Annotated in this window: 12 protein-coding genes, 1 tRNA gene and 1 pseudogene; 4 read left to right on the forward strand and 10 right to left on the reverse strand. The window is 51.3% G+C overall.

Going from position 1 to position 12402, the window contains the following annotated elements:
* Positions 1-1177: 1177 nt before the first annotated feature.
* On the reverse strand, positions 1178-2272 hold the full coding sequence (mnmH, locus tag EFER_RS02920; protein WP_001158011.1) for a tRNA 2-selenouridine(34) synthase MnmH: 1095 nt from the start codon (positions 2270-2272) through the stop codon (positions 1178-1180).
* Between the two features lie 125 nt (positions 2273-2397).
* On the opposite strand from mnmH, the gene EFER_RS02925 reads away from it, so the two are divergent.
* Positions 2398-3204 (forward strand): oxamate carbamoyltransferase subunit AllH family protein, encoded by an 807-nt coding sequence (locus EFER_RS02925; protein ID WP_048814526.1) that lies wholly within the window; start codon positions 2398-2400, stop codon positions 3202-3204.
* Entirely contained in the window at positions 3201-4094 is an 894-nt protein-coding gene (locus EFER_RS02930) for a carbamate kinase (RefSeq protein ID WP_000855349.1), read from the forward strand. The genes EFER_RS02925 and EFER_RS02930 overlap by 4 nt, the downstream gene beginning before the upstream one ends.
* 119 nt (positions 4095-4213) lie before the next feature.
* On the opposite strand, the pseudogene purK reads toward EFER_RS02930, so the two are convergent.
* From purK to ppiB, 5 genes and pseudogenes are all read right to left on the reverse strand, one after another.
* Positions 4214-5305: pseudogene (gene purK / locus EFER_RS02935) on the reverse strand (5-(carboxyamino)imidazole ribonucleotide synthase).
* Complete coding sequence (purE, locus tag EFER_RS02940; RefSeq protein ID WP_012599929.1) at positions 5302-5811, reverse strand: 5-(carboxyamino)imidazole ribonucleotide mutase; 510 nt, start codon at positions 5809-5811, stop codon at positions 5302-5304. Before purE ends, purK begins: the two are co-directional and overlap by 4 nt.
* 95 nt (positions 5812-5906) lie before the next feature.
* Entirely contained in the window at positions 5907-6236 is a 330-nt protein-coding gene (locus tag EFER_RS02945; protein WP_001188444.1) for a hypothetical protein, read from the reverse strand.
* A gap of 110 nt (positions 6237-6346) precedes the next feature.
* Positions 6347-7069 (reverse strand): UDP-2,3-diacylglucosamine diphosphatase, encoded by a 723-nt coding sequence (gene lpxH / locus EFER_RS02950; protein WP_000212257.1) that lies wholly within the window; start codon positions 7067-7069, stop codon positions 6347-6349.
* Between the two features lie 2 nt (positions 7070-7071).
* The gene (gene ppiB / locus EFER_RS02955) at positions 7072-7566 is read right to left on the reverse strand and encodes a peptidylprolyl isomerase B (protein ID WP_000256002.1); all 495 of its coding nucleotides are present in this window, start codon (positions 7564-7566) and stop codon (positions 7072-7074) included.
* 173 nt (positions 7567-7739) lie between these two features.
* On the opposite strand from ppiB, the gene cysS reads away from it, so the two are divergent.
* The gene (gene cysS, locus EFER_RS02960) at positions 7740-9125 is read left to right on the forward strand and encodes a cysteine--tRNA ligase (RefSeq protein ID WP_000912350.1); all 1386 of its coding nucleotides are present in this window, start codon (positions 7740-7742) and stop codon (positions 9123-9125) included.
* Positions 9126-9160: 35 nt separating this feature from the next.
* Here the strand turns inward: cysS and EFER_RS02965 are convergent, their stop codons facing one another.
* From EFER_RS02965 to folD, 3 genes are all read right to left on the reverse strand, one after another.
* On the reverse strand, positions 9161-9682 hold the full coding sequence (locus tag EFER_RS02965; RefSeq protein ID WP_001143514.1) for a metal-dependent hydrolase: 522 nt from the start codon (positions 9680-9682) through the stop codon (positions 9161-9163).
* Positions 9683-9789: 107 nt separating this feature from the next.
* The gene (gene ybcJ, locus EFER_RS02970; protein WP_000190288.1) at positions 9790-10002 is read right to left on the reverse strand and encodes a ribosome-associated protein YbcJ; all 213 of its coding nucleotides are present in this window, start codon (positions 10000-10002) and stop codon (positions 9790-9792) included.
* A gap of 1 nt (position 10003) precedes the next feature.
* Positions 10004-10870 (reverse strand): bifunctional methylenetetrahydrofolate dehydrogenase/methenyltetrahydrofolate cyclohydrolase FolD, encoded by an 867-nt coding sequence (gene folD, locus EFER_RS02975; RefSeq protein WP_000729174.1) that lies wholly within the window; start codon positions 10868-10870, stop codon positions 10004-10006.
* A 261-nt stretch (positions 10871-11131) separates the two neighbouring features.
* Between folD and EFER_RS02985 the strand changes: the two genes are divergently transcribed.
* A tRNA-Arg gene (locus EFER_RS02985) sits at positions 11132-11208 on the forward strand.
* A gap of 15 nt (positions 11209-11223) precedes the next feature.
* On the opposite strand, the gene EFER_RS24760 is transcribed toward EFER_RS02985, so the two are convergent.
* Entirely contained in the window at positions 11224-12387 is a 1164-nt protein-coding gene (locus tag EFER_RS24760) for a site-specific integrase (protein ID WP_012599930.1), read from the reverse strand.
* Between the last annotated feature and the right edge of the window lie 15 nt (positions 12388-12402).

Consider the following 12402-nt stretch of genomic DNA (forward strand, 5'->3'; position numbering starts at 1 on the left):
GATTTATTGAAAGCATGGTGCGTTTGCCCTCGATGTGGAACGTCAGGACAGTGTGAAATTGAGATGTTTGTGCCATCTGGAAATTTAATACATTACAATCCTGGCGATAAACTTATTAATATAACCAGAAATAAACTTAAGGACGATTTTATCTCTGAAGGATATTGTGAATGTCTTTATTGTGGTAAGGACTTTTTTGTTGATATCTGGATAAAGGATAAGGTTATAACGTCTGTAACTGTTAACTCAAAAGGTGGATATATCTCGTGATTTATATCTCATCACATTTTTAGTAGTAGACTATTTTTGTGAGATGCATCTCGATTTTTTTTTGCAATATAGTGTCTTGGAAATGGGATTCCTGTTCGCGAAACAGATTCTGACTCAGAAGTGTATGTTGGGCATGTTATAAATTATATTGCCTTGATATTTTTTATAAGTGTATGGACTATTCAAAAGAAAAATATTCTATTGAGTCAAAGGATTTCAGACAAATATGGGAGGCTAATGATTCCTGCGACTAAAATTTTTGCTATTTGACAATATACATATGATGAGACCTGATAACAGAAGAATAGATGAAACGTGATTTATCTGAATTAACTGGGATTTATATATAAATACCATCTGCCTTATAAAGTAAACCGAGGAAAATCAGAATATGTTAAGTGACTCATTTACACAATTTAGAAATATACATAATAAATTATGATATGACATAAGAAGTTATAACGTAAAGCAAAATGCATTTAACCAGGGTTTATCTCCTGAAAATATTTCAATACTGGAGTTTTTAGTAAAGAGTAAAATATTTCATTTAAAAGCATTCGAAATTCTTTTGCATGTTGCCCCAGACAATGCAATCGATTTATTAAAAACACGCTACCTTTCCCTTGATCTTTCTAATAACGCAAAAGACCATGTGGCAGATCTTGAAATTATGCTATCTGATCCCTCGGTAAACACAAGCTTAAAGAGATATTAAACTGTGCAGAATTTTTATTAATCAATAAAAATAATCAGCGAGTAATAGATGCTATAGATTTTTCTCAGAGCAACGATTGAAATTAAACAAGAGCAGCAATTGTTTGATTTAAGAGAAAGAAAATCTTAAACCGGATGGTGACATCACACATCCGGCTAAACAACCTTTATAAAGCAGGAATTATTCCGCTCATCACTGCGCCTTAACCCACTCCGCCACTTCTGCCCACTCACCGCGAAAGACAACTTTTTCCGCTTTTTTCTCAAGCTGATAGCGATACATCGGGTCGTAATATTCTTCAAGTAACGGCACCAGCCAGGCCAGATGACCGTCGGTGCTACCGGTTGCGAGTTGCGTTGTCAGCGCCGCATCCAGCCTTGTAGCCAGTTCGTTATAGCGTTGTAGCCCCAGCCGACGCTTAATCGCCGAAAGTCCGTGATGCAGGTATTCGCAATACTCCTGCCAGCCCTGTTCGTCGCCGTACGCATGGATAAAATCATGATGCATACGCAAGAAATACTCTTCGTTCAGGCGTTCAAGACGGATCTCAAACGGATCTTCTACCACCGCAATCGCCGCCTGAGTCATTCGCTCGCGCAGGCATTCCGGCAGGTGATTCGAACCGATCATCCGGCTTTCATCTTCCAGCACCCACAGCCGTAGCTCCTGACGGGCGTCGGTTTTTAGCATTTCGGCAGCCAGCAGATTTTCAAAACTCGCCTGGCTAAGTTGCGGTTGCAACGTGCGACCAAACGCCGAACCGCGATGACGCGCCAGCCCTTCCAGATCAACACCGTTCGGCTGTTGTTGCACTAACAGCGTTTTACCGCAGCCGGTACAACCGCCAATCAGCACTATCGGTTTTTGTGCCAGTTCAATGGTCGCCTGAATCGCTGTCTGGCGCAGTGCCTTATAACCGCCTTCCACTAGCGGATAATCAATCCCCGCTTCATGCAGCCAGCGTTGCACAATATGCGAACGTTGGCCGCCACGGGCGCAGCAGAGAATACCTTGCGGATTTTGCAGGCACGCTGCCCGCCAGGCATCCATGCGCTGCTGACGAATTTCACCCGCCACCAGTTTATGCCCCAGCGCCAGCGCTGCATCTGAGCCTTGCTGTTTATAGCAGGTGCCAACTGCGGCGCGTTCATCATTATTCATTAACGGCAGATTAATAGCGGCGGGCATTGCGCCTTGCTCAAACTCGACAGGGGCGCGAACATCAATAATGGGCGTATCAGCAATCAGCAGGGCACGATAGTCCTGCTCCGTGTGTCTCTCTTGCATAGTAAAAAGTGAACCTCAAATCAGCTTGCGCGCTATTTTACGCCCCAATACGCAAGGTGACTTGATTTTTAACTGTGTGAGTTGCCGAAAATATCTAAAAATCCGCTGATCTCCGGGCAGCGCTCATCCATCCTCTGCTTGCCAGCCGTAGTGCACCAGACTATCGCCAGTCCTGGCGGTTAGCGGGCATCTGGCGGCGAGCGATTAATCTGCTGACGGAAAGTGGCGAACTGTTAACGCTACATCGTCAGGGAAGTGGTTTCGGCCCCGGAGGATGGGTGCTTCGCCGCGCGCAATTCGATGCGTTATGCGGTGGATTATGCGGCAATGAACGACCACAGGTTGTAGCTCAAGGGATTCGCCTCGGGCGTTTCACGGTTAAACAGCCACAGCGTTATTGTTTGCTACGTATTACGCCGCCTGCGCATCCTCAACCGCTTGCAGCTACATGGATGCAACGCGCGGAGGAAACCGGGCTTTTTGGGCCACTGGCGTTGGCGGCAAGCGATCCGCTGCCTGCTGAATTACGCCAGTTTCGTCACTGTTTTCAGGCCGCGCTCAATGGCATTAAGACCGACTGGCGGCACTGGCTGGGTAAAGGCCCCGGATTAACGCCGAGTCATGATGATACGCTGACCGGAATGCTGCTGGCGGCCTGGTATTATGGCGCTTTAGATGCGTGCTCCGGTCGCCCGTTTTTTGCCTGTTCCAACAATCTTCAACTCGTTACCACAGCGGTGAGCGTTAGTTATTTGCGTTACGCCGCGCACGGCTATTTCGCCTCGCCACTCCTGCACTTTATTCATGCTCTGAGTTGCCCGAAACGTACTGCTGTGGCGATTGATTCGCTGCTGGCGCTGGGGCATACGTCAGGGGCCGATACGCTGCTGGGGTTCTGGCTTGGTCAACAATTATTACAAGGAACACCATGAAAACACTGGTTGTAGCTCTTGGGGGCAATGCCTTACTCCAGCGCGGTGAGGCGCTGACGGCAGAGAATCAATATCGCAATATTGCCAGTGCTGTTCCCGCGCTGGCGCGCCTGGCGCGTGCTTATCGACTGGCGATTGTTCACGGCAACGGGCCACAGGTGGGGCTGCTGGCGTTACAGAATCTGGCGTGGAAAGAGGTAGAACCGTATCCGCTGGATGTGCTGGTGGCGGAAAGCCAGGGGATGATTGGCTATATGCTGGCGCAGAGCTTGAGCGCACAGCCGCAGATGCCGCCTGTCACGACGGTGCTGACGCGCATTGAAGTTTCGCCTGATGATCCGGCGTTTTTGCAGCCAGAGAAGTTTATCGGCCCGGTTTATCAGCCAGAAGAACAAGAGGCACTGGAAACGGCTTACGGCTGGCAAATGAAGCGTGATGGCAAATATTTACGCCGGGTGGTGGCATCTCCCCAGCCTCGTAAAATTCTCGACAGCGAAGCCATCGAGTTGTTGCTCAAAGAGGGGCATGTGGTGATTTGCAGTGGCGGCGGCGGTGTTCCGGTGACGGATGACGGAGCAGGGAGTGAAGCGGTGATTGATAAAGATCTCGCCGCGGCGTTGCTTGCCGAGCAGATTAATGCCGATGGACTGGTGATCCTCACCGATGCTGACGCGGTATATGAAAACTGGGGAACGCCGCAGCAACGTGCCATTCGCCATGCCACACCGGATGAGTTAGCGCCATTTGCCAAAGCCGATGGGGCGATGGGACCGAAGGTAACGGCGGTAAGTGGCTATGTCAGAAGCCGTGGTAAACCTGCGTGGATTGGGGCGTTATCGCGGATTGAAGAGACGCTGGCGGGCGAAGCGGGGACCTGTATTTCGCTTTAGTCGTAGGCATTCGGTATTTGTGCCTGATGCGATGCTGATTATCCGACCAGGAAATATCACTGTTTCCACAGGCCGGATAAGGCGTTCACGCCGCATCCGGCAGGAATATGAGTACCAGGTTAACTGAACTTACTCTGCGCCCACATCACGCCGCTGGCATACTCCGGTGGCAGCAGCGGGATTAATGCTTCCAGCGTTGCGGTCAGACGCGATGTGTCACTGTCGGTCAAATTCAGATGCCCCACCTTACGGCCCGGACGCACTTCTTTGTCGTACCAGTGCAGATGCACCAGCGGCAGTTTCAGCCAGTCATAATTCACATCGCTACCAATCAGGTTGATCATCACCGACGGACTATTCACTACCGGTTGCGGTAACGGCAGATCGGTAATCGCCCGCAGATGCAGCTCAAACTGGCTGATGCTGGCACCGTTTTGTGTCCAGTGACCGCTGTTATGCACACGCGGAGCCAGTTCGTTGATCAGCAGACCTTGCGGCGTGACAAAACACTCCATCGCCATCACGCCCACATAGCCCAGCTCCTGCATAATCGCCGACAGCATCTCTTCGGCCTGCGCCTGCTGCTGTGCGTTGGCCTGCGCCTGCTGCTGTGCGTTGGCCTGCGGGAAAGCGACGCTGGTGCGCAAAATACCGTCCTGATGCAGGTTATGCGTCAGCGGATAAAACACAGTGCTGCCATCAAAGCCGCGCGCGCCAACCAGCGATACTTCGCCAGAGAAGTTAATGCCCTGCTCGACAATACATTCGCCGTAGCATTCAGTCGGTAACTGTGCGGTTTCATCGGCGCGTAAACGCCATTGACCGCGACCGTCATAGCCACCAATACGACGCTTAACAATCGCCAGTTCACCTAAACGATCAAACACTGCAGGCCACTCGCTGCGATCGGCAAGTAACTGCCACGGCGCGGTCGGCAGGTGAAGCTTGTCGAAAAGCTGCTTCTGAGTCAGACGGTCGGCAATAATCGGGAACACATCGCGGTTCACAAAGGCCGGATGGCGTGCCAGCTCGCGCGTTAATGCGGTTTCCGGCCAGCGTTCGATCTCAGCGGTAATCACGCTTTGTTGAAAGGGCACCGCTGCCGGTTCAGCGTCCAGCCCGACCGGCTAGACAGCAATGCCTAACGGTTCGCCTGCCTGGCGCAACATACGGCCTAACTGCCCGTTACCGAGGACGCAAACCTGTTTCATGCCGCACCTCGCGGGTCCGGGTTTTCCAGCACTTCATCAGTTTGTGCTTTGCGCCAGTCATTCAGACGCTGGTGCAGTTCTTTATCATGAGTCGCAAGAATTTGTGCTGCCAGTAACGCCGCGTTTGCCGCGCCAGCTTTACCAATCGCCAGCGTACCCACCGGAATGCCGCGCGGCATTTGTACGATGGAGTAGAGGCTATCGACACCGCTCAGTGCGGCGCTCTGTACTGGCACACCCAGCACTGGCACCAGCGTTTTGGCGGCAATCATGCCCGGCAGGTGCGCTGCGCCGCCTGCGCCCGCAATAATCACCTGATAACCGTTCGCTTCGGCACTTTCGGCGAAGCTGAACAGTTTATCGGGGGTGCGGTGAGCAGAAACCACTTCAACGTGGTGCGGGACATTCAGGATTTCGAAGATTTCGGCGGCGAACTGCATGGTAGCCCAGTCGCTTTTGGACCCCATCACGATGGCGACACGCGCCGGATTATTGCGGGAAGACATGCGTCTTAAAACTCCTGTGGTGCACAACTCTCGGCTTTAGAGGGCACAGAGAATAGCACGGAAAGAGAGCAAGGAAAACGGTTGCGTGGGCGGAATTAACCGTCAGTAGTTGAGTTTTTAGTCTGCTCTGCTTGGTGATTATGCGCTCTGGTGGCACTGGCAAAAAAAGCCCATATCAGCACAATGCTCCACGGTAAAAAGCATATACCGACAATCAATATAAATCTTTCTACAAAGCGTTGGTTGTGAGGACGGGTGAGTACTAAATAAATGAGCCAGAAATAGACTATCCACGAAATAACAGCCGCAACGACCAGTGACAGTGCGCCAAAATAGAAACCAACAAGCCCAAACCAGCTAATACACAAAGGTGCTCCGGCCGTAAGCGCGATGCCAGAAATCAAAAATCCGTTACAGCGTTGCATAATAAATTCCTCGTCAATGCGTATGTAAGGAATTTATTACCCTACCAGGTTATTAAAAGATATACAGATAGCGTTAGCCTGGTACTTTTTCAGAATCTATAAATACGCGTTTAGAAGGGAAAATGGATTAATTCAACGTCATCCGCCGTGACTTTCACCATTGAACCTTCCGTATGCCAGGCACCCAGCACGACGCGGAAAGCAGGTTGCTGATTGGCGATAAGTTCATGCACCGCCGGGCGATGGGTATGCCCGTGAATCAACCATTGCACCTGATGTTTTTCCATCGCACTAACCACCGCGTTTTGGTTAACGTCCATGATCGCCAGCGATTTACTGCTGTTGGCTTCTTTGCTGTTCGCTCGCATTCGCGCGGCAATGCGTTTGCGCACAAACAACGGCAGGGCGAGGAATAGCGTTTGCAGCCACGGCTTGTGGACTTTGGCGCGAAATGCCTGATAACCGATGTCATCGGTGCACAGCGTGTCGCCATGCATAATCAACACCCGGCGACCATAAAGTTCGAGCACTTTTTCTTCCGGCAATAACGTCATGCCACTCTCACGGGCAAAGCGTTTGCCAAGCAGAAAATCACGGTTGCCATGAATGAAATAACAGGGAACGCCGGAATCGGATACCGCTTTGATCGCTGCGGCCATCTGGCGATGGAGTGGGTTGGGATCGTCATCGCCAATCCATGCTTCAAACAGATCGCCAAGAATATACAGCGCGTCGGCCTTGCGGGCTTCCCCCGCTAAAAAACGCAGAAAACCGGCGGTGATCGCCGGTTCTTCCACGCAGAGATGAAGATCTGCAATAAAGAGTGTCGCCACGATTACTCGCTAACGGTCACGCTTTCAATGATAACGTCTTCTTTTGGCACGTCCTGGTGCATACCGCTACGACCGGTTGCTACACCTTTGATTTTGTCAACCACGTCCATGCCTTCAACCACTTCAGCAAACACGCAGTAACCCCAACCTTGCAGGCTTTCGCCAGAGAAGTTCAGGAAGTCGTTATCAACCACGTTGATGAAGAACTGTGCAGTTGCAGAGTGCGGTGCCTGAGTACGGGCCATTGCCAGCGTACCGCGGGTGTTTTTCAGACCGTTGTTGGCTTCGTTTTTGATCGGTTCTTTGGTGGCTTTTTGCTTCATGCCTGGCTCAAAACCGCCGCCCTGAATCATAAAGCCGTTGATAACACGGTGGAAAATGGTGTTGTTGTAAAAACCTTCGCGGCAGTAGTCCAGGAAGTTTTTAACTGTTTCAGGTGCTTTATCGTCAAAAGTTTTGATGACAATATCGCCGTGATTGGTGTGGAAAGTAACCATTTTTGCATCCTGTTCCGTTTGATTGGTGCTTCAACCCGATTCGGGTCATATATAGGGTGGTGTTATAGCATAACCGCACGATCGGATCATCACGCAATGTATGCTGATTCGCGCGAGAAATATGGGTATTATACGCAACTCAATTACCCACACATGTCTAAACGGAATCTTCGATGCTAAAAATCTTCAATACTCTGACACGCCAAAAAGAGGAATTTAAGCCTATTCACGCCGGGGAAGTCGGCATGTACGTGTGTGGAATCACCGTTTACGATCTCTGTCATATCGGTCACGGGCGTACCTTTGTTGCCTTTGACGTGGTTGCACGCTATTTGCGTTTCCTCGGCTATAAGCTGAAGTATGTGCGCAACATTACCGATATCGACGACAAAATCATCAAACGCGCCAATGAAAATGGCGAAAGCTTTGTAGCGCTGGTGGATCGCATGATCGCCGAAATGCACAAAGATTTTGATGCTTTGAACATTCTGCGCCCGGATATGGAGCCGCGCGCGACGCACCATATCGCAGAAATCATTGAGCTCACTGAACAACTGATCGCCAAAGGTCACGCTTATGTGGCGGACAACGGCGACGTGATGTTCGACGTACCGACCGATCCGACCTATGGCGTGCTGTCGCGTCAGGATCTCGACCAGCTGCAGGCAGGCGCGCGCGTTGACGTGGTCGACGACAAACGCAACCCGATGGACTTCGTTCTGTGGAAGATGTCGAAAGAGGGCGAACCGAGCTGGCCGTCTCCGTGGGGCGCGGGCCGTCCTGGCTGGCACATTGAATGTTCGGCAATGAACTGCAAGCAGTTGGGTAACCACTTTGATATCCACGGCGGTGGTTCAGACCTGATGTTCCCACACCACGAAAACGAAATCGCCCAGTCCACCTGTGCCCATGATGGTCAGTATGTGAACTACTGGATGCACTCGGGGATGGTAATGGTTGACCGAGAGAAGATGTCCAAATCGCTGGGTAACTTCTTTACTGTGCGTGATGTGCTGAAATACTACGACGCGGAAACCGTGCGTTACTTCCTGATGTCGGGCCACTATCGCAGCCAGTTGAACTACAGCGAAGAGAACCTTAAGCAGGCGCGTGCGGCGCTGGAGCGCCTCTACACTGCGCTGCGCGGCACAGATAAAACCGTTGCGCCTGCCGGTGGCGAAGCGTTTGAAGCGCGCTTTATTGAAGCGATGGACGACGATTTCAACACCCCGGAAGCCTATTCCGTGCTGTTTGATATGGCGCGTGAAGTGAACCGTCTGAAAGCAGAAGATATGGTAGCAGCGAACGCAATGGCGTCTCATCTGCGTAAACTTTCTGCCGTGCTGGGCCTGCTGGAGCAAGAACCAGAAGCGTTCCTGCAAAGCGGCGCGCAGGCAGACGACAGCGAAGTGGCTGAGATTGAAGCGTTAATTCAACAGCGTCTGGATGCCCGTAAAGCCAAAGACTGGGCGGCGGCGGATGCGGCGCGTGACCGTCTTAACGAGATGGGGATCGTGCTGGAAGATGGCCCGCAAGGGACCACCTGGCGTCGTAAGTAATTGCGCTATTGCCGGATGCGAGTTTTCGCATCCGGTTATCGTCTGCGCCACCACAACATTCCCATCAGTAGCATCCCCGGCAACCACACCCACATCAATTCAGAAATAATCACCTGATGCCCGTACGGCGTGGTGTAACGAGACAATGCAAACGGCGCGACTTTAATCACCTGCCAGGGAGCGAAAAAGCGTTCATCTGACCACGGCCACAGCCAGCCAACGCCTTTACCGCCAGTGGTTACCGAATCCAGCAAGCTGTGCGATAACAAGGAGACGGTTAAAAACAGCCAGCAGCGAATCAGCCCAGCCCTGAACCATCGACGTCCAATCAGCACACATAACAGCGGGACAACAAACGCAAACACCAGCGAATGGGTAAACCCGCGATGACCAAAAACATTGCCGTAAGAAACGCCAAATTTAAACGACAATACGTCGGCATCGGGCAGCATCGCCAGGATGACTCCGGCAAATAACAGGCGCGGAGGGATGACTTTCGTACCCAACCCTAAAGCAATGCAAAGGGGAACGGCGGCGTGCGTAATAACGGTTGGCATGATGATCGCTTCGGCAAAATGTCGATGCTATCAGCATGGATGAACGGGGCGTAGAGGGCAAAAGTCTGAAAAGAGAACCGGCCTGTTGATACAGGCCGGGAAAGGGATCAGGCAACAACCTGTACGCTGTGACCTGCAAAACTCACTGTCTGACCGGCGACGATTTTGCAGCGTTTGCGCGTTTCAACCGCACCGTCGACTTTCACCTGGCCTTCGGCAATCGCGATTTTCGCCTGCGCGCCGCTTTCGCTCCAGCCTTCCAGTTTCAGCAAGTCGCACAGCTCAACGTGCGGATGTTTACCTAAAGAAAATGTCGCCATGTTACTCATCCTGTGGATCATGATATTCAACGCACGCCTGTAGCGTGTTTTCAATCAGCGTGGCAACCGTCATCGGGCCAACGCCGCCGGGAACAGGCGTAATGTATGAGGCGCGTTTAGCCGCGTCTTCAAACACGACGTCGCCCACAACTTTGCCATTTTCCAGACGGTTGATGCCGACATCAATCACAATTGCGCCTTCTTTGATCCAGTCACCGGGAATAAAGCCTGGCTTACCAACGGCAACGATCAACAGATCGGCATTTTCTACGTGATGACGCAGATTTTTAGTGAAGCGGTGAGTCACGGTGGTGGTGCAACCTGCGAGCAACAGTTCCATGCTCATTGGACGGCCGACGATATTCGATGCGCCAATCACCACGGCGTTGAGACCGAAGGTATCGATGTTGTATCGCTCAAGCAGTGTGACGATACCACGCGGGGTGCAGGGGCGCAGACGTGGCGCGCGCTGGCACAGACGACCGACGTTATAAGGATGGAAACCGTCTACGTCTTTGTCCGGGTGAATACGTTCCAGCACTTTGACGTTATCAATACCCGCCGGTAACGGCAGTTGAACCAGAATGCCATCAATGGTGTTGTCGGCATTCAGTACATCGATAAGTTCCAACAGCTCCGCTTCGCTGGTGGTTTCCGGGAGGTCATAAGAGCGGGAGACGAACCCGACTTCTTCACAAGCCTTGCGTTTGCTTGCGACATAAATTTGCGATGCTGGGTTACTACCCACCAGCACAACGGCCAGTCCGGGTGCCCGCAGTCCGGCCGCAACACGCGCCTGAACTTTTTGAGCAACTTCAGAGCGCACCTGCTGCGCAATCGTTTTACCGTCAATAATCTTTGCTGCCATCAGAGAGAGGATTCCATCTGTTACGTAGGTCGAAGGGGATGCGCCTATTTTGTCAGAAGCGGGGCGTGCTGTCAGTTTTCGTTTAAAATTTCCGAAATGTTGCTCAGCAACACCGGTTTAGTACGTGATAAAAAAATAGAAAATAAGAAAAATGAACGATTCGTACACTTAGCCAGCAAACAAATCAAAAGCCATTGACTAAGCAGGTGCTGACCGTATAATTCACGCGTTTCACCCGCACAGAAGATCATATCTTTCTATGCTCCCTTAGCTCAGCTGGATAGAGCAACGGCCTTCTAAGCCGTCGGTCGCAGGTTCGAATCCTGCAGGGGGCGCCATTTAGAATCAATCACTTAAATGCTTCCTCCCGCTTCTGCTTTTCCTTTGTGGGACAAATTTGGGACATCATCGTTAAAAATAGCGTCAATTTGCTTTGCGTGCTCGGTCAGGTGATTAGGTGCCAGGTGAGCATACCTGCGTACCATTTCGATTGATTCCCATCCTCCCATTTCCTGAAGCACAGATAACGGCACGCCAGCCTGAATAAGCCAGCTCGCCCATGTGTGTCTCAGGTCATGAAAACGGAAATCCTCAATACCTGCTCGTCTGCACGCTGCCTTCCAGGCTCTGCCGTCATCGACTCGCATCTTTCTGACTGCAGGAGTGAGAGAGCCATCAGGCCGTCTTGCTGGCTTTGTGTGTACGAACACAAATTTATGATGGTTGCCTATCTGGTCTCGCAGAACCTTACATGCAGTATCATTCAGCGCTACGCCAATAGCTCTGTTTGATTTACTGTCTTCCGGGTTGATCCACGCAACACGGCGCTGCATGTCTATCTGTTGCCACTCCAAATTGATAATGTTCGAACGCCGTAAACCTGTCGCCAGTGCAAACTTGACGACAGACTTTAATGGCTCCGGGCATTCATCAATCAGCCTTTTTGCTTCCTCCTTTTCCAGCCACCGCACACGCTTGTTGCGTACTGTCGGTATCTTGATGACCGGTGCTTTCTCCAGCCATTTCCAGTCACGTTCTGCTGCTCTCAGAATGGCTTTCATCAGTGCAAGATGCTTTGCCTTGGTGGCAGTGGTGACTGGTTTAGCGACATATTCAGGCACAGGTTTTCCTTTCTTCCTTGCCGCCTCTGCCTTTGCTTTCCATATCTCAAGGTGATTACGGTTATGCATCCTGCTGACGGCTGAGTAAATCCTTGCCTCAGTAATATCCTTTAGCCGCACACCTTCAAAATGCTCAAGCCAGAATCCCATCCGGCCTTTATCTGTATCGAGCGATTTCTTATCTGATTTCTCTTCAATCCAGCGCAAGCATGCTTCTTCAAACGTCACATCTGGAAAATCACCAAGCCTGTCTACTCGCCAGAGCTCAGCTTTTCGTTTGTCGTGCAGCTCCTGCGCTTGCCGCTTGTCCTTTGTGCCAAGAGATTCCTTAATTCGCTTCCCGCCCGGGAGCGAGTACGAGGCGTACCATATTTCACCTCTGCGGAAGAGTGACATTTTCTTTCCTCTGTT

Source organism: Escherichia fergusonii ATCC 35469 (genome assembly GCF_000026225.1).
Taxonomy (GTDB): Bacteria; Pseudomonadota; Gammaproteobacteria; order Enterobacterales; family Enterobacteriaceae; genus Escherichia; species Escherichia fergusonii.